Below are 23,483 nucleotides of genomic sequence, written 5' to 3' on the forward strand. Positions count from 1 at the left end.
CGGAGCTTCCTTGGGGGCATTTATTAAAAGCCGCAAGCCGCTGACTTTTACATCCGGGATCATTTGATTATACGGACCATGGATCCGTCAGCATTCGCTAAGTCCCACGGTGAAGGGTGTAAGACCAGTAAGTGCTGGCCGTCGTCCTTGAGAAGGGCATCCGAATGATGCATAGGAGAGAATAACGCAATTATGAGAAGAACCAAAAGCGAAGCGAACGAAACCATACAGCTGCTGCTAAAGGTGGCCAGGGCACAATTTACGGAAAAAGGCTATGCCCATGCGGCTTTAGAAGAGATTGCCGACGAAGCTAATGTTACCCGCGGAGCGCTGTATCATCATTTTAAGAATAAACAAGGGCTGTTTCTCGCCGTGCTCGAATTAGTGCAGACGGAAATTGGGGAGCGCGTGGAGGCAGAAGCCGACCGTTACGTGGATCCTTGGGATCAGCTGCTGTTTGGATGTCGGGCCTTTATTGCGACCGTGGTCGAACCGCAGAATAAGCGCATTATGCTTGTTGACGGCCCGAGTGTCGCAGGCTGGGAGTCATGGCGCGAGATGGACGAGCAGAATTCGATGAGTCACCTGAGGGAACAGTTGGCCTCGATGCAGCATCAGGGAATGATGAAGGCCGCTCCGGTGGATGCCTTGACGCATGCCCTGTCCGGAGCCTTAAACGAATGCTCGCTGTGGGTGGCACAAATGCCGGAAACGGATAAAGGCATCGAGGAAACCATGCATGTGATTGCCGGCATGCTGCAGGGATTCAGGGTTTAAGGGTTTAAAGCATATGAGAAGGTTCGCCCCTAATATGGGCCGGATATCCAGCAAATCTTACAATTTGCATGAATGTTGTAAGCTGGAGAGGTACATCCAAAAATCCATGAAATGGAAAGGGGTTAATATGAATCCATTGAAACCGCTGCAAGCATTTTTGGAAGCACAGCAGGACAACCCGATCGAAGCCATCGGAGGCTATATTTCCGAACATATTGAACAGAACTGGGAAAAGGTGCTTACCGATAACCGTGAAAAACTGCTAAGAGCATACAACGAGGGTGGGGATATGGCGTACGGGACGTATTTAAACCTGTTATTCTTGCCGGTACACAGGCAGCTCAAGGAAATGGGAATACGTCCCGCACCGAAATTCCCGGGCGACTTCGACATTTCAAGGGAATGGGGAAGCGAGGAAGGAACCGACCAGCAGCGCTGGATGTGGAGCACCGTTTTGTCGCCGGAGGAAAAGCCGCTAGGTACCATCGTCACGATCGTATATCACGACCATACCCAGTTTCGCGTCCCAAGGCAGCCGCGTATTCTAGCCTTGCATGAGACAGGCAAGGAAGACGTCGTTGCGGTCCTTTCCCTGAAGTCGCCGGACTTTAGGGAGGCGCTCGAATTTACGGCAGAATATGAACACTATCTGCGGAGTTTGAAGGAGTAGGCGGAACCCGGCACCGCGGATTCATACACCTGATTACAGAGTGGGCCTCCATGCCTGAGTTGATGACGTTAATTGAAAATAGAAGACGCCTTGAGCCGGATGACGTTATCCTGGCTCAAGGCGTCTTTATCATTAGGAATCAAGATCGTTGATCAATCGTCAGGTCTAACCAGTCTAATTCTTCCTTAGTCAGCTGGATGTTCGAACCCTCGTCGCAGGATTTCAATTCCTCGGCCGATTGCGCGCCGATCAGCGCGCAGGTAGGGAAGGGCTGGTTCAGTACGTAAGCGAGCGCGATCTGTATGGCTGTCACATTCTTCGAAGCGGCCAGCTGTTTGGCGCGCTCTAACCGCTCCCAATTCGCATCGCTGTAAAATACCCGCACAAGATCCGCGTTGTCCCGAATTTCCGGCGTGAATCGCCCGGTGAAGAATCCTCGCGCTTGGGAAGACCAGGAGAGCAGCGGAAACTGCTCGGCTTCATGCCAAGCCATCGTCTCCGCATCGGCTGAGACGCAGCCTTTCCAGAAAGGTTCGTTCGGCTTGGCCAGGCTGAGGTTCGGGCTGCTGAAGGAAAAGCCGACCAAGCCGTTTGCGTCGGCATAGGCATTGGCATCCCGAATGCGTTCCCAGGTCCAATTGGATACCCCGATGGCGCCTACACTGCCGTCCGCAATATATTCGTTCAGAGCCTCGATGACTTCCCCCGCCGGAACCTCAGGGTCGTCACGATGCAATGCGTACAGATCGATGAAATCCGTCTGGAGTCTTTCGAAGCTTGTCGTGATGTCGTTTTTGATGTCTTTTTTGCTGACTCGAGGGCCGTTTTGGTCATGATGAGCCCCCTTTGTCAGAATAACGAGCTGATCCCGGTTCCCCCTTTCCTGCATGTACCTGCCGATGACTTCTTCGCTCTGACCGCCACAGTATATATGAGCGGTATCAACGGAATTGCCGCCGATCGCAAGGTAAGCATCCATATTGGCGGCAGCTTTCTCGTACGAATCATGATAGAAATAGTCCGTTCCTTTCATGAGCGCAGAGACGGGTTTGTTTAATCCCTTGATTGATATATATTTCATGTTCATCTCCTCCTTAAGTGAATTTACAGCACGATTCTCGTACGTTCGTGGGCAGATTGCAGGCAGGCATCGATGACTCTCATGTTGCGAACCGCATCCTCCGTCGAGTAGCGGAGAGGCTTGTCGTACATAATGGCTTCCGCTATCCGGTCACCTTGTTCGCTGTATGCGTTTGCATGAGGAACCTCGATTTCTTTGCGTCCATCGCCGGTCGTTAAGAAGAAGTTTGCTCCGTTCTCAGGCAGGCTGTAGGCGTATGGGACTTCAATCAGGCCATCCGTGCCAACAATTTCAAGTGGGTTCCGATAAGCCGCCCACATGCCGCAATCAAAGGTCAGGGCAACGTTGCCATCAAATTCGATCAAGCCGGAGGCCATCATGTCGACATGATCATGCTCAGGCGAGAAGAAGGCTTGAACGGTAACCGCTTCCGGTTCTTTATCCAGCAGAATGCGCGCGGCATTGATCGGATAACAGCCGACATCATAAATCGAACCGCCGCCCCAATCTTTGCGAAACCGGACGTTTCCATGATTGGCCGAGCTGTTAAAAGTAAACGCGCTGCGAATGCCCCGAATTTCCCCAATGGCTCCGGAGTCGATCATTTCCTTCAGTACTTCGTATCGCGGATGATAGCGGTACATAAAGGCTTCGGCGAGAATCACGCCTGCTGTCGCAGCCGCGTCAGCCATCTCGGCCGCTTCTGCTTCCGTCAGCGCCAGCGGTTTTTCGCACAGTATATGTTTGCCGGCTTCCGCTGCACGGATGCTCCACTCTTTATGTAGATGGTTAGGAAGCGGGATATAGACCGCATCTATGGAAGAATCCTCAAGCAAGGACTCATAACTGCCGTATGCCGTCGGAATCTTCAGTTCCTCGGCGGTTTGCTCTGCTTTTGCCTGGTCGCGGCTGGCGATGGCAACGACTTCATTGAAACGGGATTGCTGCAGACCGGGTATGACCGAACGTTTGGCAATGCTGGCGCATCCAAGTATCCCCCAACGAAGTTTTTGAGTCATGTTCATCAGCTCCTATACAACTTATTAAGATTATATTGCGATTATAAAAGACAGGAAATAAAATTGATATAATATTATTTTGTAGTGTAATACAACAATATTGTCATTATAGGAGGATGGAGATGAAACGACAAAGCCATCTGCTGACCCTTCCGCAAATGCCGTTCTTCTGTCTGCCGGAATCGGTAGGGATCTACCGGGATGAGCCGGATCACACGGTGACACGGGCAGCCGGTTCTTTAAACAATTTCAATATTCACTATGTTGCTTCCGGAAAAGGGCATGTTGAAATCGACAATGTCGTTCATACGCTCGGCCCAGGGGAAGCCGTGCTGTATTTTCCCATGCAAGCTCAGCATTATTACAGCAGCGAGGACGATCCTTGGGATGTCCGCTGGTTCCATTTTTATGGAAGCGGCCTGCAGAATTATTTCATCGAGCGCGGATTTCATAAAAGCCAGCTTTGGAGCATTCGGCAGCCGGCGGTCTTTGAGGAAGCGCATGAAGCGCTCTTGATTGAGGCGGAAACCCATCGCATGCTGAAGCCTGCGCAATTGTCCACCTTGACGTATTCCTTGTTAGCCGTATTCGTTGAACAGGCTTCCTCTTTATCGGATAATAAATCCAACAATTCGGCGAACCGGATTCACGAGCTGCTGCCCATCATGCAGCAGGAAGCTGCACAGCCGTTTATTTTGGAAGAGTGGGCGGCTAGGTTAGGCGTTTCCACGTACTATTTTTGTAAATTATTCCGCAACGTCATGGAGATGACGCCGATGGATTTTGTGACGCGCTGCCGTCTTCAGATGGCTAAGCAATGGCTGCTCGATCATAAAGATAAAACGATCGGACAAATTGCAGTGGAAGCGGGTTACCCGAGCGTCAGTTACTTTAACAAGCGATTTATGGAGCACGAAGGCATGACGCCATCTTCCTATCGTCGCTTGTATGGGGTATAGTTATATGGATTACGTCATCAGGTCAGGTAAGAACTCGACTTAGGTCCAGGTCCTAATCACACCTATAGTCGGTTATGGAAACGGCTTGCCTCAACTACAATGAAGTTAACGAAGGATTTGACGAAATCCGGATTCTATGAATAGTTCATCAATGTATGTGGGGGAAAGCCAAATGTCCGATAACAAAAATATATATGTTCTACTGACTGATACGGGAACGATGTTTACGAAATTGATCAAACGAATCACTGCCGCGCCTTATAATCATGCCTCGCTGGCGCTCGACGAGAACTTGAATGAAGTGTTCAGTTTCGGACGAAAGTGCGCCAACAATCCTTGGGTCGGAGGATTCGTGGAGGAGGATGTGTATGAAGGAACTTTTCGCCACTTCCCCGGCACGCGCTGCGCTCTGCTTCGTCTCGAAGTCACCCCTCAGCAATATGACGCGGCAAGACGCGTGATCCGGCATTACCAGGATGAAGAGGAAGCCTATGGCTATAATCTCATCGGTATGTTCGGCGTGCTGATGAGACTCGATATTACGAGGGAACGATCCTATTTCTGTTCGCAATTCGTCGCGGAAGCGATGAAGCAAAGCAGAATCCATTTATGGGATCGGCCTTCCTCGGCAGTAACGCCGAATGATTTCTTTCAGCATCCGGCGTTTGAGGTTATCTATGAAGGGATGTTATATGATTATCCACTGCTCGATCAATCCAGATTAGCCGGATGCCAATACCCTCTCCAAACGGTTGCTCGATGAGTTATAAAATGCGAATCTTTATTTAAAACATCACCCCCTTCTACCCATTGTGGAAGGGGGTTCTTATATCATCGCATTGCCGAAATGTCTCTATATCTAGGATGGACTCGGTAAAACGTTACCTTAATTGTGCATTAGCGCGCGCGATGACGGACTCGATTTTTTGTTCGTAAGAAAAGATGCTTTTCTTTTTGGTCAGGATCTGCCCTGAGAGCGTCAGAAGCCTGGACAGGGTATCGCTGGTTCTGGCGGATTCATTGGCCTTTACGGCGGCTTTGAAATTTTTCCATTCGGTTGTCATTAGTTTATTGGGCGTAGTAATAGCGCTTTTATCGCCTTTGATCTTGCTTTTGTACGGATCGATCTCGGACAGGATGGAACGGATTTTAGCTGCTTTGGAGGTTCTCTCTTTCTTGGCCGCCGTAAGCGCCGCCTGCTTGTTTCGAATATCCTCACGTCCCAAGGCAACCAGGAGCTTCATGCCGCCGGCCTGCGACTGCAGCATTTTGGATAGCGATTTGTCCTTCAGTTTTTTGGCTGCGGCGATTTGTTTATTGAGCGCGGAATAGGTATCAAACAGCGGCTGGTATTTGGATTTGGCTGCTTGGAGCTGATCCTCCAGCCTGCGGATTTTGTCCTTGTCGATTTCGCTGATTCGTTTGCGAGTTTCCGAAGCTTTGGCTTCATTCGCATAACGAAGGGTAGAAATTCGATCGTCCCAATCCATGGCCTGTTTCCGTTCCGACTTAAAATCATCGTACTGCTTCTTCAGTTTCGAACGAACGGTTCCGCCTGCCCGGTCTGCCGTGGCATTCAATTGAGCTTGAACCGAATCGGTGAACTCAATGGCTGCAGCATTCGCGAAAGGAATGGGGGTAAGGGTGAGCAGCAGTACCATGGCAAGGACTGAGAACCATAATCTTCTAAACATCATAATCGCTCCTTCTCTCATTATCATTCCAGCCCAAAAGATCATGCTGGGGAACCTCCCCCAACGACAAAAAGCACCCGTTAGAAAGGCGTAATAAACGCCAGACTTACGGGTGCTTCCTTCGTAAGGGTTTTTGACTTTCTTTTTGTAAATATACGGGAAAAATCTGATTTTGTCAAACGTTTATTCCCCTGTCGTGAGCGAAAACCCACCAAGGAGGGTCTTCCACGCATCCGAATTTCCTTCCCAGGTCGCCCCCTTCGGGATTTGCTTGATGAGCACCCGATCCGAGAACGAGGGAAGATTTACGATTTGTTCATGGTCGCCAATCAGGACAAATAACAGCGTTACGTTTGGGTTGGCGTATGTTTCGCGAATAACCTGCTCTATCGTTTCGGCATCCTTTTTATGCGGGATGATGCGCACGAGAAGCGTCTTCCGATCCGAATTCAAGCAGCGGTTAAAACGCTCGATTCTTCGATCCAGCCGTTTGCGGAAAGCAGGGTAGTCATATAGCGGCTGCTCCATCGGGTCGTTCCGGAAGTCGTGGAAGGATAAACAAGAGGATCGTTTGTCGCGTACATAATAACAGTTGACGGATTTGCCGTAGATGTCCAGGTTTTCCCGGAGCATGAATTCGCTGAATTGTTGATGGATGATTTTGCAAAATTCACGGGTTGAAGCGAAGTTGAACCAGTCCCATGGACCTGCCGAACGTCGCAGGTTGTTTCTTCTAAGCTGAGCGGCAACCTGGCAGTTGTGCCCCAGGCTGAACACGGCATCGAACTCCATTGGGGTTGTCATGCTACCAGACCTCCTCCTATCTATCATTGGATATCATATGCAGCTTGATAGTGTTGGTATGGAGTTGTGACCAAGGAAAGGCTCGGGGACCGCCGAATCAGCATTGATGTTAGCCGAGGAGCGGAACATAAAGGGTTATCACCTGCAAGCTCGCATGAAGCTCCGTTTATCAGCGGTTTACGGTCATTTCCTGTGCCTAGCATTCGTTGACAGAACCCGGGTCTGGTGATATCCTCCAATCAAAGACGGGGTTTATCCGGGATCAAATGAATTCATCCGTATCGGTCCCCTTGGTGAGGGAGTGAGCTCTCCCAAGCGACGGTTACGGCAGCCATTTTTAAATACCGTAAGCCTGAAGCTCTTCGCATGAAGAGTTTTTTCTTTTATATTACAACGAAAAGAATGTGATGACAGATGTTGGTTCGATTACGAACCCGAATGAACGGTTTGCTCAGCAATCATTTATCCGGAGAGTCGATGGACTACCGGCAGATCTTCGCTTTATTTTTCCCGATTTTGATCGACCAGGCGTTTATTATCGGTTTGAACCTGGTCAATACCGCCATGATCAGCTCGTCCGGCGTATCGGCGGTCAGCGCCGTGAACATGGTGGACTCCTTGAACATCTTCTTGATTAATGTGTTTGTGGCGGTTGCAACCGGGGGTACCGTCGTAGTGGCGCAGTATAAAGGAAGCGGCAACGCGATGATGGTATCCCGGGCATCCGCCGCCACGGTAACTTCGGTGGCGATGATGGCTTTAGCGATCGCGCTCCTGATCATCGGGCTTCACCAGCCGGTGCTGACTCTCCTGTTCGGCTCAGCGTCGCCAGAAGTGCTGGAGAGTGCGCGGATTTATCTGATCGGAAGCAGCACTTCCTTTCTCGGGATTGCGATTGTGCAGGCGGTCTGCGGCGCGCTGAGGGGTATTGGCAAGACCCGCGCCTCACTGGCGTTGTCGCTGATCATGAACCTGCTCTACGTTCTGCTGAACATCGTGTTCATCACGCTGCTGAATATGGGCGTTATCGGCATGACGCTGGCCATCAACATCGCCCGTTTTGCCGGGGCGGCCTGCGCGCTATATTATCTGTTTAAAGTAGACGCGACGCTGCATATCCGCCTGCGGGACCTGTTTCATTTTCCGATATCGATGCTGCGCAAAATTATGTTTATCGGGCTTCCGTTCGCGGCCGAGCAGATGTTCTTTAACGGAGGAAAGCTGTTAACCCAAGTGTTTATCGTCAGCCTGGGCACGTATGCCATTGCAACAAACGCAATCGGGTCATCGCTTGCGGCCGTCTTCCAAATTCCGGCTAGCGCGTTGTCCTTAACGATCGTGACCGTTGTTGGTCAATGCATCGGCCGCGGAGATATTGCCGATGCCCGCAAGTTCATCAAATCTTTTCTCTGGCTGGGCGCGTTCTCGCTGGCCCTGATGGGACTGATATTGATGCCGCTCTACCGGCCGTTGGTGGGACTGTTCAATCCGCCGCCGGAAATCGTGAACGATCTGTTCGTGGTGCTGTTGATCAACACGCTTGTGCAGGTGCCGCTGTGGTCGATTAGCTTTATCCTGCCATCGGCCTTGCGTGCGGCAGGCGACTCGCGGTTTACGTCGATCACCTCGATGCTGACCATGTGGCTGTTCCGGGTGATTCTCGGTTATATTATGGGAATCGTTCTGGGCTGGGGCATTCTCGGCGTATGGCTGGCCATGAACTGCGAATGGGGCGTAAGGGGAGCCGTCTTCCTATGGCGCTTCCGAGGAAAGAAATGGTATGCGCATAAACTGATTTAGCCATTATTTAATTTTAAGAAGAAAAGCCCCGTTTTGGCGGGGCTTTTTTGCATGCTGTTCTGAATGGCAATCGTTGTGTCCATCGATTCAAGGCATTTTCAGTTGGGACCGATTAGGACGGTTTATACGCGGACGAGTACGTTTTCCAGCCGCCGTCCAGATTCTTTACCCGGAAACCGTGCTCTGTCAAAATACGCGCCGCCAAGTATCCGCGCAGTCCAACCTGGCAAGTCACGTACAGCGTTTCATTCTCCGGCAGTTCCTTCAGTCGGCTGCGCAGATCGTTAAGCGGAATGTTGATGGAACCCTGGATATATCCTGACTCCCTCTCCTTAGGTTCGCGGACGTCGATCAGGGTTGCACCTTTTCCAACCAGATCGTCGATTTCATGCCATTGGACCGTGTCAACCAAGCCATCCAAGATGTTGGCGGCAACATATCCGGCATAGTTAACCGGGTCTTTGGCGGAGGAATAAGGGGGCGCATAGGAAAGCTCCAGCTCCGTCAAGTCCCATACATTGAGGTTTCCCTTGATTGCCGTAGCAATGACATCGATTCGCTTGTCCACGCCATCTGCTCCAACCGCTTGCGCCCCATAGATTTGACCTGTTTCCGGATGGAATAACAGCTTCAAGGAGATTGGATACGCCCCGGGGTAGTACCCGGCATGCGACGAAGGGTGAATATGGATGGCTTGATAAGGTAGGTTCATCTGCTTCAGGCGCTTTTCGTAAACACCTGTCGCAGCAACCGTTAGATCAAAGACCTTTGCAATTGACGAACCGAGCGTGCCTTTGTAATAATTACTTTTACCATAGATGTGATCCGCTACCAAGCGCCCCTGCCGATTGGCAGGACCGGCGAGCGGGATAAAGGCCTGGCTTTGAAGGACATAATCCTTTACCTCAATCGCATCGCCGATGGCATAAATGCTCGGGTCCGCGGTCTGCATATATTCGTTAACTTGAATCCCGCCGCGATCATTGACGGGAAGTCCGGCAGCTGACGCCAGCGTGCTCTCTGGCCGAACGCCTATCGAAAGCAACGTCATCTCGGTTGATATTCGTTTGCCGCTGGAAAGCTCGATTTGTTGGCCGCCGTCATGAAACGCTTCTACGCCATCCTCAAGAATCAGACGGACTCCTTTGTCTTTAAGGTGCGACTGAATGATCGCGGCCATTTCGTAATCCAGCGGAGCCATCACCTGGTTGGCCATTTCGATGACGGTCACCTGAACGCCGCGATCCGCCAAATTTTCGGCCATTTCCAGCCCGATGAATCCTCCCCCGACAATTATGGCTTCCTTCGGCTGGACATCATCCACGTACTGCTTGATTCGGTCCGTGTCCGGGATATTCCGCAACGTGAATACGTTACGAGCATCGGACAAGCCGGGAATATCCGGCACCACGGGCTTCGCGCCGGGTGACAGGATCAGATAATCATAGCTCTCGGTGTAGGTTTCGCCGGTAGCAAGGTTTTTAATCGCAACCATTTTTTTATCACGCAGAATGGACGTAACTTCGCTGAGATTCCGAATATCCAGATCGTAGCGGCGGCTAAGACCGGGTACGGTCTGCACCATAAGCTTATTGCGGTCAGTTATAGTTTCTCCTATATAATAGGGCAGACCGCAGTTGGCAAACGAAATATATTCCCCGCGTTCCACTAAAACAATGGTAGAGCTCTCATCCAATCTCCGCAGTCTGGCAGCTGCCGAGGCACCGCCTGCTACACCGCCGACAATGACGATTTTTTGGCCCATCGAATATTCCTCCCTGAGTTGGTGTAAATTACGTATGGATTAATATATACCCTATGGGGTATCATAGCATAGAGCAGCATAAAAAGGTGTGACAAATATCAGACATGTCTGTTAAGCGGCAAGTTAGACTCATCTCGATGAAGCTGCGGCAGCCGAAACTTGACAATATACCCACGGGGGTATATATTAAGGACATGCCTATATGATTTAAATCATGCTTCCTAAAAATAGTGCACGTACAGGAGGGAATCGGGATGGATTACAATGATCAAATGAAGAATCGAGTGAAACGCATCGAAGGTCAATTGCGCGGCATTCTGAAAATGATGGAGGAGAACCAGGATTGCAAGGAAGTGATTACCCAGCTGTCTGCGACGCGGACGGCGATCGATCGGACGATCGGCGTTGTCGTCAGCTCAAATCTTGTGGAATGCGTGCAGCAGGCCGCAGAGACCGGGCAGGATACGGAGAAGCTTGTGGTTGAAGCGGTGAATCTGCTTGTTAAGAGCAGATAATAGGAAGTGTCCCTCATTTCAATATTAGGATCCACCAATAAGATTGACAGGACCTTCGACATCGTTTAATATACCCCTATGGGTATATGTTCAAACCATATACTCATTCATTTTAAGGAGGAATCATGATGAACGCGGATAAACTATTGGACGTTAAAGGCTTGGCCTGTCCCATGCCGATCGTGAAAACAAAGAAACAGATGAAAGAAATGGAACAAGGTCAAGTGCTTGAGATTCATGCAACGGATCAAGGCGCGAAGAGCGATTTAACGGCTTGGGCCAAATCGACGGGCAACGAGATGCTGGAACATCAAGAGGATGGTGGCGTGCTGAAGTTTTGGATTAGGAAGGGATAATTTTTTTGAAAATTATAATACCCATCAGGGTATTTGAGCGGCATTGTGTTGGATTTATTCATAAACGCATTACAGGGGGAGATCATGACGTGACAGAAACAAAAAAGACAACGATCGTATTATTCAGCGGCGATTATGACAAAGCGATGGCTGCCTATATTATCGCCAACGGTGCGGCCGCATACGACCATGAGGTGACGATATTCCACACCTTCTGGGGGCTTAACGCATTGCGGAAGGATGAGGATGTCCTGCTTCCCAAGAAAAAAAGCTTCATCGAGAAGATGTTCGGAAAAATGATGCCGCGCGGATCCAACCACATGGGACTTTCAAAAATGAATTTTGCCGGGATGGGTCCCAAAATGATCAAGGACGTAATCAAGAAACACAACGCCGTTCCGCTTCCGCAATTGATTGAGATGGCGCAGGAGCAGGACGTGAAGCTGGTTGCATGCACGATGACGATGGATCTGCTTGGGCTGCAGCAAGAAGAACTGCTTGACGGTATTGAGTATGCGGGCGTTGCGGCGTATTTGGGCGACGCTCAGGATGGCAATGTTAACTTGTTCATTTAAGGAAAAATGCGGCGAAGGTTGCAGTTATAAAGAGAGGGAATAAAAATGGATATTCTCAATGTATTGTTCATTGCACTTATCATTCTGTTTGTCGTTTGGAGAATTTTCCCGGCCAAAGGAGTCAGGCAGATTACCGCGGCACAGCTAAAACATGAGATTAAGGATGCCAATGCGAACAAGCAGTTCATCGATGTCCGGACGCCGGGAGAATTCAAGGGAAATCACATTCGGGGTTTCCGCAATATTCCGCTGGATCAGCTATTGTCGAGCAGCGAGTCGCTCTCCAAAGAGAGGGAAGTGGTATTGATCTGCCAAAGCGGTATGCGAAGCAACAAAGCGAGCAAAACATTAAAGAAATCAGGCTTTGTGAAGGTGACGAATGTGAAGGGCGGCATGAACGCCTGGTCGTAAACTTAAAAGTAAAAGTAAAGGAGTGCTGATCAATTATGAGAGAAATTTCTCCAAAAGATCTAGAGCGGATGTTGAGTGACGGGACAGCCGTGAATATCATTGATGTGCGAGAAGCGGAAGAAGTCGAGGAAGGGAAAATTCCGGGCGCCGTCAACATTCCCCTAGGTTTGATTGAATTCCGCAAGCAGGATCTTGATCGGTCGAAAGAATATGTCATGGTATGCCGTTCCGGCGGACGCAGCGGCCGTGCAGCTGAATATTTGGAAGGCCAAGGCTATCAAGTCATCAATATGACGGGCGGCATGCTCGCATGGGAGGGCGAAACAGAGTAATCGTGTCGATGTGAAAAGAATGGGTGTGTTAGTCACCCTTTTTTTTGAAATGAAATATACCCCTAAGGGTATGAGAAATCTAACTAAAATAGTAATGGAGGTTGTATGTGATATGGCAGCAATTGAATCGAACATGAAGCTGGACGCTAAGGGGCTGGCATGCCCGATGCCCATCGTCCGCACGAAAAAAGCGATGAAGGATCTGGAAGCCGGTCATGTTCTGGAGGTAGAGGCAACCGACAAAGGTTCCAAGGCCGACATACAGGCATGGGCGGAAAGCACGGGCCATCAATATCTCGGAACGATTGAAGAGGCGAATGTGCTGAAGCACTACCTTCGCAAATCGTCAGGGGAAGAAACGGCAGAACGAAGCTATCCACATGTAGCGTCTAATGATCAGCTGGAGGAGAAACTTGCGTCTGGAGCGCCAATCATCGTCTTGGATGTGAGAGAGGCGGCGGAGTTTGCTTTCAGTCATATTCGCAATGCCGTATCGATTCCGCTTGGCGAACTGGATGAACGCATGGTGGAGCTGAATAAAGAGGATGAAATCTATGTCATCTGCCGTACCGGGACAAGGAGTGACCTCGCTGCGCAAAAGCTTTCAGCTAACGGCTATGCAGGCATTATAAACGTGGTGCCGGGCATGAGCGGCTGGCGTGGAGAAACTTTTGGCTTGAAGGATGGCGCAGATGCTTAGGATGGCTGTCCAATAAGCATGCTTAGCACTTCGTATTTACAATGGGCAGCCGGAAGGAATGCAACTTTTCAGATCCGATGACTGAATTTATGAGGAGGAAGAGCAACATGACAGTAAGAGAAATGCAAGCGCAAGAAGTGGCCATGAAGGTGATTCGCAAAGAGAGCCTGTTTCTATTGGACGTGCGGAACCCTTCGGATTTTGAAGATTGGAAGATTGAGGGCGAAGGAGTTCGGCATTTGAATATCCCTTATTTTGATTTGATTGACGGCGTGGAAGAAATATTGGATCAAATCCCGATGGATCAAGAAGTGCTGGTTGTATGCGCCAAGGAAGGCTCGTCGGTCATGGTGGCCGAGATGCTGGCCGGGCATGGCCGGCATGTGGCGTATTTGAAAGGCGGAATGAAAGCCTGGAGCGAACATCTTGTCCCGCTGAAGATCGGCAGCTTGGCGGATGGCGGCGCGCTTTATCAGTTTGTTCGTATCGGCAAAGGCTGTTTGTCTTATATGGCGGTATCGAACGGCGAAGCGGCATTGTTTGACGCTACCCGCATGACGGAGGTATATCTTGAATTTGCCGAAAGCGTGAATGCCCAAATCAAGCACGTGTTTGATACCCATCTCCATGCAGACCATATTTCCGGCGGTCGAATGATTGCTGAGCAGACAGGAGCCGTATACTGGCTTCCGCCAGAGGATGCCGGCGAGGTCGTGTTTAAATACGAGCCATTGAAGAACGGCGATCAAGTGGCGATTGGCGGGAGCACCATCCGCATCGATGCGCTCCATTCTCCGGGCCATACCATCGGGTCCACTTCGTTTGTCATTGATGATCAATACCTGCTGACAGGCGATATTCTGTTTATCGATTCCATCGGCCGTCCGGATCTGGCGGGACTGGCAGACGATTGGGTCGGCGATTTGCGGGAGACGCTCTATGCCCGCTACACCCGTCTATCGGATGATCTCACCGTACTGCCGGCGCATTTCATGATCATGGACGAATTGAACGAGGACGGGACGGTCGCGAAGAAATTGGGAGAGCTGTACCGGGAAAACCATGGCCTCAACATCATAGACGAGACGGAATTCCGAACATTGGTAACGCAGAATTTGCCGCCGCAGCCTAACAGCTATCAGGAAATCCGTCAAACCAACATGGGGATAATGAACCCTGACACCGAGCGGCAGCGTGAGATGGAGATTGGGCCGAACCGCTGTGCCGTACGTTAATTTGGACCATGACAATCGGATGAAGAGCCAGGATAATTCATGATTAAGAGTCATGGCAAGGGTCGATAACAAGATCGGCCATCGATATAAACGGATGAAACAAGATATAAAGAGATCCAAGGGAACCGGACAGGTTCCCTTTTCTAAAGAGAAATAAGGGGGCAGCACGATGGAACTAAGTATATCCTTCATCATAACGATATTTTTAATCGGATTCATTGGCTCATATATATCAGGAATGGTTGGCATTGGCGGCTCGATCATCAAATACCCGATGCTGCTGTATATCCCGCCGTTATTCGGCCTTGCGGCTTTCACCGCGCATGAAGTATCGGGCATAAGCGCCGTACAGGTATTCTTTGCCACGATCGGGGGCGTGTGGGCATACCGCAAGGGCGGATATCTGAACAAAACACTCATTATCTATATGGGTTCGGCCATATTGCTCGGCAGCTTCATCGGCGGTTTCGGCTCCAAAATGATGAGCGAAGGCGGCATCAATCTCATCTATGGCATATTGGCGCTGATTGCGGCCGTGATGATGTTCATCCCAAACAAAGGGGTGGACGATATTCCCCTGGATCAGGTCAAGTTCAATAAATGGCTGGCTGCTGCGCTGGCTCTTGTGGTCGGAATCGGTGCCGGCATCGTCGGAGCGGCCGGAGCATTCCTGCTCGTTCCGATCATGCTGGTTGTATTGAAAATACCAACGCGGATGACCATTGCCACCTCGCTTGCGATTACCTTCATCTCATCCATCGGTTCGACGGTTGGCAAGCTGACGACGGGGCAAGTGGATTATATTCCGGCCCTTATTATGGTTGTTGCCAGCTTGATCGCCTCTCCACTCGGTGCGGCCGCGGGCAAGAAAATGAACACAAAGATTCTGCAGATCATTTTGGCCGTTTTGATCCTGGCAACGGCTATCAAAATTTGGCTGGACATTCTATGATGGTTCTATCGTTTAAGGAAGACGTGATGCTGCAGAGGATGAAACAGGCATGGTAATATGGTGATATGCCCAATGTTATCCAAGTAACTGATGATCAATAGGGGGGATCCAATAATATGAATCCATGGAATGAACGGTTTCAGGGCGAAGACTATGTCTTCGGAACCGAGCCCAATGTATTTATAGCCGACATGCATAAGAGGTTGGCATTAACGGGTAATGCGCTTGCGATCGCGGAGGGCGAAGGACGAAATGCGGTGTTTCTGGCTCGCGAAGGCATGAACGTAACCGTGTGGGATTATGCGGAGTCCGGCCTGAACAAAGCCAATAAGCTGGCCGAAGCCAGCGGCGTTGAGATTCGCACCGAGCTTGTGGACCTTGGGGAAGCGCAGTGGACGAAGGAGCAATGGGATGAGATCATTTGCGCATTCGGACATTTTCCCAAGGAATTGAGAACAAGGACGCTGGAAGGCGTGAAAACCGCGGTGAAGCCGGGAGGATATTTTCTCACCGAAGTGTATTCCCCGTACCAGATTCCTTATCGAAGCGGGGGACCGCAAGATCCTCAGTATTTATACGCGCCCGGGGATTTCCTCGAAGCTTTTGCGGATTGGCGAATTGTCCATTTTTTCATGGGTGAGGTCGTTCGGCAGGAAGGACAGGGGCACCAGGGCTTGTCCCATGTCATTCAGTTTGCGGGGCAAAAGCCGTCCATCAAATGAAATATTTGCGAGTAAGCATTAGGTGAACAGCTTGGATACATCGGACCGATCGCCCTGTTGCACATAGTCGGAGGGTGACAGACCGGTGTATTTTTTAAACATGCGATAAAAATAGGACGTGTCATAATAACCCAGATAGTGGGCGATATGAGCGATTGTCATGTCGGAATGAAGCAGCAGGCCGCACGCTTCCAGCACGCGCAGCTGGTGCATGTACCGAATCGGGGAATGACCGTACACCTCCTTGAAGAGGGCGGTGGCATAATTGGGGGAACGATGGATTAACTTTGCGAGTTTATCGATTTCGATCGGTTCGCGGTAATGGTCCAACAGATACGTTTTGATGGTATCCGCATAATTTCTTTTGCTTGGCGGCAGCTCGGTCTTCTCGAGTTCCCGGGCCAGCATGCCGAGCAGCTCCTGCATGATGCCCTGACAGATCATGGAGCGGTAGCTTTTGCCGCCGCGCATCTCCTCGAACAATCGATCGCAGCGGCGGTAGGCATACTGAATATGCGCAAGATTGAATTTGAGGAATTGGCCTCCATCCAGAAACGGAATGCCTGTGGTTACCTGAGGATCCATCGTAAAGAGAATGGTGTATTTCCGATGGAGGATATCATTCCAGTTCCCGCCGCTTCGTCTCGTCGATTGCGGGATGAAGAGCACGTCTTCTTCTTCCGCAATGATCTCCTCCCCATTTATTTCATACCTCACTTTTCCTTCTCTTACCACTACAAGCACGTTATAACGGATCGTCTCTAGCTGAGTCCGCCAGTTCGGGATATGATCATCAAAATTCACGCTCATTAATTGGATCACAGACAAGCACCTCGCAGTGATTTTATACCTATAGCCTAGCATATTCATGCTTCCAATGAGTAGGTCTTTGTTGGTATTTACAGGTCTGATAACCAAAATCGAAGTAGAATCGTACAACAAATTTACGAAATGTACATCGACTCAACAGGAAGCATTGGCCTATAATTTCTGTCAATAGCAGTCATTTTGTAAACGCTGACATGTAAGGATAAGAGAAAAGGGATGAGGAAGGAAGCGATACGTATATGAGAGTATTATTGCTGGATTTGGACTCGACCAGACCGGATCATTTAGGGTGCTACGGATACCATCGGAATACGTCGCCCAACATTGACCGGATAGCGGCGGAAGGCGTACGCTTCGACAATTACTATACCTCCGACGCTCCATGTTTTCCATCAAGAACCGCGCTGATGACCGGCAAGTTCGGCATTCATAATGGGGTCGTGGGCCATGGAGGCTCGGCAGCGGACGTGCGGCATGAAGGCATTACGCGGGATTTCCGCGACAAGCTGGCTTCGGAGAGCTTTCCCGCCATTTTCCGCCGTGCCGGCATGAAAACCGCTCTGATCAGTCCGTTCGGAGAGCGCCATTCCGCCTGGACCTTCTATGCGGGCTTCAATGAAATGTATAATACAGGCAAAGGCGGCTTGGAGTCGGCTGAAGAAGTGTCTCCGGTCGTGCTGGACTGGCTGGATCGCAACGCCGATGAAGATAACTGGATGCTCTATGTGAACTTCTGGGATCCGCATACGCCTTATCGTGCACCTCAGTCGCTGGGCAATCCGTTCGAGCATGATCCTCTTCCGGAGTGGTTATCCGAAGACGTGCTTCAGGAGCATCAGAAGAAGGTCGGCCCGCATGGTGTAAACGAAATTAACATGTATAATAGTGATGTATCCCCTGATTACCCGCGCCATCCCGGAGAGATTCGGACGATGGAGGATTTGCGGACGATGGTGGACGGCTATGATTGCGGCATTCGGCATATGGACGAGCATATCGGGGTCATCTTCGAGCTGTTGGAATCCAAGGGCGTTATGGATGACTTGATCGTAATCATAACGGCGGATCATGGCGAGAACATGGGGGAGCTTGGGATATATGGCGAACATGGCACGGCGGATCAGGGAACCTGCCGCATTCCGATGATTATCCGAGGGCCCGGCATCATGCAAGGGATATCGGATCGCAATCTGCACTATCATCTGGATCTACTGCCTACGATGGCGGAATATATGAACGTGGCACCGGCAAGAAGCTGGGATGGGATCAGTTATGCCGAGACCCTGCAAAGCGGACGCGAGAGCGGCAGGGAGTATCTGGTGGTATCCCAATGTGCACACGTCTGCCAGCGAAGCGTGCGGTTTGGAGATTGGCTGTACATTCGTACCTATCATGACGGCTTTCATCTGTTCGACAAAGAAATGCTGTTCCATATCACCGAGGACGTTTATGAACAGCACAACCAGGCGTCTCAAAGACCGGATCTTTGCCGGGAGGCCGTCTACCTGCTGAATGAGTGGCATGATCATATGATGTCGACAATGCCGTTCGACGTGGATCCATTGTGGACGGTCATGAAAGAGGGGGGACCTTACCACGCCAAAGGTCATTTGCCCCGGTATATCGAGCGTTTGAAGAACACGGGCCGGGGAGAAGCGGTTCCGGAGCTGATGCGCCGCCATCCTCGGGAGTTCGTGTAATCGCAAATAGCAAGGTGAAGCAGGATAACCGCTCTGACAGCGGTTGTCCTGTTCTCCGTATTCAAGGATAGGAGGAACAAATAACATGGGAGAACCACATTCCTGCTGCGCAGGCTCCAGAGCGCACCTGCAGTTGGCGGGATCCGGCCAGAAGGCTCTTATTGGCACCATGGGAGACGAAAAGTATGATGAACAGTCTCATCCTGATCTTCATACCGATATGATCATGCTGCCTGGAGGGACGTTTACGATGGGCACGAATTCGAATGAAGGCTTCCCTCGCGACGGCGAAGGTCCGGCTCGCAGCGTAACCGTCTCCGGGTTCGAGATCTCGCCCCATGCCGTAACGAATGGAGAATATCAGCGGTTTGTAGAAGCCACCGGTTATGTGACGGAAGCGGAACGGTTCGGCTGGTCGTTTGTATTTGAACTGCTGGCTTCGGAGGAAACGAAGGCAGCAGTAGCCCAGGTGCCGCAAGAGGTGCCTTGGTGGCTGGTGGTCGAAGGGGCTTACTGGGCAGCGCCCGAGGGGGCGGATTCCAGCATCGAAGGCCGGATGGACCATCCGGTCGTACATATATCCTGGAACGATGCCGCGGCTTACTGCCAATGGGCCGGCGTGCGGCTTCCGACGGAAGCGGAATGGGAATATGCGGCTCGCGGCGGTTTGGAGAGCAGGACCTATCCGTGGGGAGATCTGCTGAAACAGGACGGAGAGCATCAATGCAACATATGGCAGGGCAAATTTCCGGTCAAAAATAACGCCAGCGACGGGTACATCGGAACCGCGCCGGTGGATGCCTACAAACCGAACGGTTACGGACTGTACAACATGTCCGGCAACGTATGGGAATGGTGCGGCGATTGGTTCAGCCCGGCGTATCATCAGCAGACCTCGGCGAACAATCCGTTCTATGGGGAGCCTACCGGCAGAAGGTCGATGCGCGGGGGTTCGTACCTGTGCCACAGATCCTACTGCAACCGGTATCGAGTCGCGGCGCGGAGCGGGAATACACCCGACAGCTCGACGGGCAACTGCGGTTTCCGGGTGGTGAGGGATGATGGATCATGATTCAGCAGCTTCTGCAATCCTATTGGCCCGAGTGGTACGGAGATACGGTGAACGGCCCTACGGGCTGGAACAATACGACTCTTTTTATTCATAACCCACATCGGCGTTCGGTCATGCGCATTTACAATACGCATCGTGACAAGGCAAGGATCGAATTCGAGTTTGCGGTTTTGGACTCGCTTCAGCGGGTACCCCTTAGCTTTAAGGTCCCAACGCCTGTTCCATCAACGTCTGGCGATAAGATGGTTCGGGTGCAGGACGGAAGTGATCGATACGCTTGCCTATTCGCATACATTGAAGGAGCGCGACCGGATGAAGAGGGCATTCGAGCGACTTATTCCTTCGGGGAAAAAACGGGAGAACTTGTAAGTGCACTTGCGGCTTGTTCGATTGGAATGGAGCCGGTGTATCCGCCCTATTACGAACTGCTTCAATCGTATCCTTTATGCAGCAGGACGTTCATTCAGGATTTCTGCAAGCGACCGCCCGTCGAGTTCCAGGAACAAGGAAACGCGCTCCAAACCCTTCAAGAAGCGTACACCGAGATATCCGGCAGGCTGGAATCCCTGAAAAATCTGCCGCAGCAGCTGGTCCACGGGGACCTGAACTTTTCGAACCTGCTTCTAGATTCGAAACAATCGGGCAAGGTCATCGCTTTGCTTGACTTCGAATTTTGCACAAAGGATGTCAGGGCGATGGAGCCTGCGGTCGTCATTTCGGGATTTTTGGGAATGGCGGAGGAGAAGGACGCCATCCGGCAGTTCTGCGAAGGCTTTGCCAGCCGCGTACGGCTGACCGAAGAGGAGATTGCTGCCATACCGGTACTGCTGCGCTTGCGTTTGGTTGACGTTTTCTTGCATTTTTTGAGCCGCTATCGGGAAGGGACCGATGATTCCCATGTGCTGCAGGAGCAGATCGATATGCTGGCAGCCGGATTGAAGCGGCTGGAGCAAAGTGAGGCGTGGATGGAAGACGTGTTATACAGTATTTGATGTAAACCAAAAACCCCGATCTCTTCAAGAGACCGGGGTTTTTCTTAATGTGGCGAACCGTTATTCAAGAAAATTTAAATGAATTTATTCAACTGTTACTTTTTCAGCAGATTAATATGATCCAGGTCCGTGCTGCTGTTGAAGATAAACTCCAACTTATATGCTCCACGATGGTAGGTCAGCTTGGTTTGCTTGGTTTTTCCGTTCTTGAATGTGGTGGTGGCATCCGGAGCAAACCAATTCTTCTTCAGCATTTTCATGGTAATGCCGCCGATGTTCGTCTGTCGTTCCACATTGGTGCCAAAATAACGCATTTCGCGAATTTTATTCAGCTTGTAGGAGAAGGCGTAGCCCGGATTCCCCATGTTGGCCCCGTATACGTCGAAGGCATCGGCATCCTTGCCGGGCACGGGAGGCTCGCCAATGGCCTTGTACACGTCCTGCTTCGTGCTTTTACCGATCGTTAAGCCGCTGACCGCACCGGGGAATTGTCCCTTCAATGCAGGTTTATAAAAGCTGTTGAGCGTCTTGAGCGCGTGCTCGGCAGCATAATCCTCGGCGCTTGCCGCCGTGGCGGCTTCAGCCTGCTGCAGTGGCAAAACAGCATGATTTGCTCCGAATGCGCTAAGGCCGACGACGCCCGCCATAGTCAAGGTGACGATTGCTTTTTTAGCTGGTTGTTTCAAGTTCATGTTGCATCCTCTCCTTTGTAACAACTACTTACCACATGCGCTGCGCATCAAACAAGTGATTCTAACTTATCTTCCCATGATAGTTGATGCTTAAGGGCAATGGGTTACGATTCTATGAAGATGACATTGCAGATTTGATACCTGGAATAAGACGCCTTGCTTGATTCTAATGGTTTGAACGATGAATCGGGTACGCCAATTCGCCGAACATTGATGAATCCGTCCATGACCTGAGCGTTATTCGGAAAATGGGGTAATAGTACAGAGGTGATATGAATTTTTGGAAAAATCGTGTAATCTATATAGAACCGACTTTTTCAGGAGGAATTATGGAAACCGAATCCTTACTCAAGGTGGAGCAGCTTGCTCTCAAAAAACACAAAATTTTTAAACAAAGCCAGCTGCGCTACATCGCCCGCTCCATGCTCGCCAGCATGTTTATCGGCTTTGGCGTCATTGTCGCTTTTAAGACGGGCAACTTTTTTTATCTGGAGCATTCCCCTCTGACTTATCCGATGGCTGCCCTTACGTTTGGCGCGGCGATTATCCTGATCGCGTACGGGGGAGGGGATTTGTTTACAGGGAATACGTTTTATTACACGTATGCCGCTCTCCGCAAGAAATTAAAGTGGCTGGAAGTAGTCAAGTTATGGATTTTCAGTTATGCGGGAAACATCCTGGGGGCCTGCACGTTTGCGCTGTTGATTTTCTTAACGGGATTATTCACCGATTCCTCCGTGAACGGATTTCTGCTCAATGTGGTGGAACACAAAATGACCACCCCGACGGTGCAGCTGTTTTTTCGAGCGATTCTGTGCAACTGGCTCGTATGCCTTGCCTTTTTCATCCCCATGTCCCTGAAGGGCGACGGAGCCAAAATGTTTGCCATGATGCTGTTTGTTTTCTGCTTTTTCATCTCCGGGTACGAGCACAGCGTTGCGAACATGTGCACCTTTGCCATTGCGCTCGTGCTGAATCATCCGGGCACGATTTCGTTTGATGGCGTATTGCATAATCTGATTCCGGTAACGTTCGGCAATTTGATCGGCGGCGTTCTATTAATGGGTTTTATGTATTATTTTGTGAACAAGCCTTTTCTGGATGCGAAGGAATCCTCTGGTGAATAAGGAATGGAAGTGCGCTAGCCTAGCTCCGCTAGCCTTGTAACAATGAATACACCCGCGTATCGTGTGCCGTGCCGTTCTGATAGATATACTGACGCAGGGTTCCTTCCGCTTCGAATCCGAGCTTGGCCAGCAGTGCATGGGAAGCCTGGTTCTCGATAAAAACGACGGCACCGATGCGGGTTAGGCCAAGCTCCTGAAATCCATATGCCAGGATGGCGGAGGCCGCTTCGCTGGCATATCCTTGCCTCCAGTAGTCTGGATGAAGCTCATATCCGATTTCTGCTCTTCTATGCCGTGGGGACCATGCGTTATATCCGATCGTCCCGATCAGGCCTTGGGCTTCTTTCCTTTCGATGCCCCATCGAATCCCACGCTGCTCTGCGTAGTTGTTAGCGAACAGCTCAATGAATCGACGAGCTTGCTCGGGGCTGGTCAACGTGTCTTGACCGTAATAGCGGGTCACCTGCTCATGCGAGAAGCAGCTGTAGATCGCTTCGGCATCCTGAAGCCGGATTTCACGCAGCCTTAATCGTTGAGTCTCTAGTTCTGGAAACATGATCTCCCTCCCTGGATAAACAGCATTGGCTAATATGGATTAGATTTCATTATATAAGTTGTATTGATTAAAGGAAGAGGATTGCACGGAATTCGCATTGTTTTCATAAAAAAATAAAGGGCTGGTCGCAAAGTCAAATGGACGTTGGA

Annotated in this window: 26 protein-coding genes; 18 read left to right on the top strand and 8 right to left on the bottom strand. The window is 50.6% G+C overall.

Going from position 1 to position 23,483, the window contains the following annotated elements; genetic code table 11:
* The first annotated feature begins 192 nt into the window (after positions 1 to 192).
* Entirely contained in the window at positions 193 to 777 is a 585-nt protein-coding gene (locus tag M1D70_RS11820) for a TetR/AcrR family transcriptional regulator (protein WP_009591353.1), read from the top strand.
* 127 nt (positions 778 to 904) lie between these two features.
* Complete coding sequence (locus M1D70_RS11825) at positions 905 to 1,447, top strand: DUF6022 family protein (protein ID WP_456289923.1); 543 nt, start codon at positions 905 to 907, stop codon at positions 1,445 to 1,447.
* Positions 1,448 to 1,586: 139 nt separating this feature from the next.
* Here the strand turns inward: M1D70_RS11825 and M1D70_RS11830 are convergent, their stop codons facing one another.
* A complete protein-coding gene (locus M1D70_RS11830; RefSeq protein WP_456289924.1) occupies positions 1,587 to 2,528 on the bottom strand; it encodes an aldo/keto reductase in 942 nt (313 codons plus the stop codon).
* Between the two features lie 23 nt (positions 2,529 to 2,551).
* Positions 2,552 to 3,547 (bottom strand): Gfo/Idh/MocA family protein, encoded by a 996-nt coding sequence (locus tag M1D70_RS11835; protein WP_456289925.1) that lies wholly within the window; start codon positions 3,545 to 3,547, stop codon positions 2,552 to 2,554.
* A gap of 122 nt (positions 3,548 to 3,669) precedes the next feature.
* Here M1D70_RS11835 and M1D70_RS11840 point away from each other — a divergent pair, with 122 nt between their 5' ends.
* Both M1D70_RS11840 and M1D70_RS11845 read left to right on the top strand, forming a co-directional pair.
* Positions 3,670 to 4,506, top strand: a complete 837-nt coding sequence (locus M1D70_RS11840) for a helix-turn-helix transcriptional regulator (RefSeq protein WP_009591404.1) — start codon at positions 3,670 to 3,672, stop codon at positions 4,504 to 4,506.
* Between the two features lie 172 nt (positions 4,507 to 4,678).
* Positions 4,679 to 5,269, top strand: coding sequence for a hypothetical protein (locus M1D70_RS11845; RefSeq protein WP_456290415.1), 591 nt, complete (start codon positions 4,679 to 4,681; stop codon positions 5,267 to 5,269).
* A gap of 118 nt (positions 5,270 to 5,387) precedes the next feature.
* Here the strand turns inward: M1D70_RS11845 and M1D70_RS11850 are convergent, their stop codons facing one another.
* Positions 5,388 to 6,200, bottom strand: a complete 813-nt coding sequence (locus M1D70_RS11850; RefSeq protein WP_456289926.1) for a hypothetical protein — start codon at positions 6,198 to 6,200, stop codon at positions 5,388 to 5,390.
* A gap of 183 nt (positions 6,201 to 6,383) precedes the next feature.
* Positions 6,384 to 7,004: a DUF1796 family putative cysteine peptidase gene (locus M1D70_RS11855; protein WP_456289928.1), complete on the bottom strand. Its 621-nt coding sequence runs from the start codon at positions 7,002 to 7,004 to the stop codon at positions 6,384 to 6,386.
* A gap of 414 nt (positions 7,005 to 7,418) precedes the next feature.
* Between M1D70_RS11855 and M1D70_RS11860 the strand changes: the two genes are divergently transcribed.
* Positions 7,419 to 8,804 (top strand): MATE family efflux transporter, encoded by a 1,386-nt coding sequence (locus tag M1D70_RS11860; RefSeq protein WP_456289929.1) that lies wholly within the window; start codon positions 7,419 to 7,421, stop codon positions 8,802 to 8,804.
* Between the two features lie 112 nt (positions 8,805 to 8,916).
* Here the strand turns inward: M1D70_RS11860 and M1D70_RS11865 are convergent, their stop codons facing one another.
* On the bottom strand, positions 8,917 to 10,569 hold the full coding sequence (locus M1D70_RS11865; protein ID WP_456289930.1) for a CoA-disulfide reductase: 1,653 nt from the start codon (positions 10,567 to 10,569) through the stop codon (positions 8,917 to 8,919).
* A gap of 254 nt (positions 10,570 to 10,823) precedes the next feature.
* Here M1D70_RS11865 and M1D70_RS11870 point away from each other — a divergent pair, with 254 nt between their 5' ends.
* The 9 genes from M1D70_RS11870 (at position 10,824) to M1D70_RS11910 (ending at position 16,367) form a co-directional block, all read left to right on the top strand.
* Entirely contained in the window at positions 10,824 to 11,084 is a 261-nt protein-coding gene (locus tag M1D70_RS11870) for a metal-sensitive transcriptional regulator (protein ID WP_009591350.1), read from the top strand.
* A gap of 128 nt (positions 11,085 to 11,212) precedes the next feature.
* Positions 11,213 to 11,440 (top strand): sulfurtransferase TusA family protein, encoded by a 228-nt coding sequence (locus tag M1D70_RS11875; protein ID WP_036665542.1) that lies wholly within the window; start codon positions 11,213 to 11,215, stop codon positions 11,438 to 11,440.
* Positions 11,441 to 11,529: 89 nt separating this feature from the next.
* Positions 11,530 to 12,015 (top strand): DsrE/DsrF/DrsH-like family protein, encoded by a 486-nt coding sequence (locus M1D70_RS11880; RefSeq protein WP_015734628.1) that lies wholly within the window; start codon positions 11,530 to 11,532, stop codon positions 12,013 to 12,015.
* A 45-nt stretch (positions 12,016 to 12,060) separates the two neighbouring features.
* On the top strand, positions 12,061 to 12,426 hold the full coding sequence (locus tag M1D70_RS11885) for a rhodanese-like domain-containing protein (protein WP_456289931.1): 366 nt from the start codon (positions 12,061 to 12,063) through the stop codon (positions 12,424 to 12,426).
* A 35-nt stretch (positions 12,427 to 12,461) separates the two neighbouring features.
* Entirely contained in the window at positions 12,462 to 12,758 is a 297-nt protein-coding gene (locus tag M1D70_RS11890; protein ID WP_009591378.1) for a rhodanese-like domain-containing protein, read from the top strand.
* A gap of 112 nt (positions 12,759 to 12,870) precedes the next feature.
* The gene (locus M1D70_RS11895) at positions 12,871 to 13,458 is read left to right on the top strand and encodes a sulfurtransferase TusA family protein (protein ID WP_009591359.1); all 588 of its coding nucleotides are present in this window, start codon (positions 12,871 to 12,873) and stop codon (positions 13,456 to 13,458) included.
* Between the two features lie 107 nt (positions 13,459 to 13,565).
* Positions 13,566 to 14,693 carry an MBL fold metallo-hydrolase gene (locus M1D70_RS11900; RefSeq protein ID WP_456289932.1) on the top strand — a complete coding sequence of 376 codons (1,128 nt, stop codon included), beginning with the start codon at positions 13,566 to 13,568 and terminating at the stop codon, positions 14,691 to 14,693.
* 169 nt (positions 14,694 to 14,862) lie between these two features.
* Entirely contained in the window at positions 14,863 to 15,645 is a 783-nt protein-coding gene (locus M1D70_RS11905) for a sulfite exporter TauE/SafE family protein (RefSeq protein WP_456289933.1), read from the top strand.
* A 116-nt stretch (positions 15,646 to 15,761) separates the two neighbouring features.
* Positions 15,762 to 16,367: a class I SAM-dependent methyltransferase gene (locus M1D70_RS11910; protein ID WP_009591363.1), complete on the top strand. Its 606-nt coding sequence runs from the start codon at positions 15,762 to 15,764 to the stop codon at positions 16,365 to 16,367.
* 18 nt (positions 16,368 to 16,385) lie between these two features.
* On the opposite strand, the gene M1D70_RS11915 is transcribed toward M1D70_RS11910, so the two are convergent.
* Entirely contained in the window at positions 16,386 to 17,189 is an 804-nt protein-coding gene (locus M1D70_RS11915; protein WP_456289934.1) for a helix-turn-helix domain-containing protein, read from the bottom strand.
* Between the two features lie 245 nt (positions 17,190 to 17,434).
* Between M1D70_RS11915 and M1D70_RS11920 the strand changes: the two genes are divergently transcribed.
* The 3 genes from M1D70_RS11920 (at position 17,435) to M1D70_RS11930 (ending at position 20,959) form a co-directional block, all read left to right on the top strand.
* Positions 17,435 to 18,895, top strand: coding sequence for a sulfatase family protein (locus tag M1D70_RS11920; RefSeq protein ID WP_456289935.1), 1,461 nt, complete (start codon positions 17,435 to 17,437; stop codon positions 18,893 to 18,895).
* 85 nt (positions 18,896 to 18,980) lie between these two features.
* Positions 18,981 to 19,967, top strand: a complete 987-nt coding sequence (locus tag M1D70_RS11925; RefSeq protein WP_456289936.1) for a formylglycine-generating enzyme family protein — start codon at positions 18,981 to 18,983, stop codon at positions 19,965 to 19,967.
* The gene (locus M1D70_RS11930) at positions 19,964 to 20,959 is read left to right on the top strand and encodes a phosphotransferase enzyme family protein (RefSeq protein WP_456289937.1); all 996 of its coding nucleotides are present in this window, start codon (positions 19,964 to 19,966) and stop codon (positions 20,957 to 20,959) included. Before M1D70_RS11925 ends, M1D70_RS11930 begins: the two co-directional genes overlap by 4 nt.
* 95 nt (positions 20,960 to 21,054) lie before the next feature.
* Here M1D70_RS11930 and M1D70_RS11935 read toward each other — a convergent pair whose 3' ends face one another.
* Positions 21,055 to 21,651 carry a YjgB family protein gene (locus M1D70_RS11935; protein WP_009591384.1) on the bottom strand — a complete coding sequence of 199 codons (597 nt, stop codon included), beginning with the start codon at positions 21,649 to 21,651 and terminating at the stop codon, positions 21,055 to 21,057.
* A gap of 329 nt (positions 21,652 to 21,980) precedes the next feature.
* Between M1D70_RS11935 and M1D70_RS11940 the strand changes: the two genes are divergently transcribed.
* Positions 21,981 to 22,778: a formate/nitrite transporter family protein gene (locus M1D70_RS11940; protein ID WP_009591400.1), complete on the top strand. Its 798-nt coding sequence runs from the start codon at positions 21,981 to 21,983 to the stop codon at positions 22,776 to 22,778.
* A 28-nt stretch (positions 22,779 to 22,806) separates the two neighbouring features.
* On the opposite strand, the gene M1D70_RS11945 is transcribed toward M1D70_RS11940, so the two are convergent.
* On the bottom strand, positions 22,807 to 23,334 hold the full coding sequence (locus M1D70_RS11945; protein WP_456289938.1) for a GNAT family N-acetyltransferase: 528 nt from the start codon (positions 23,332 to 23,334) through the stop codon (positions 22,807 to 22,809).
* Positions 23,335 to 23,483 lie beyond the last annotated feature (149 nt).

This window comes from Paenibacillus sp. AK002 (assembly GCF_053903045.1).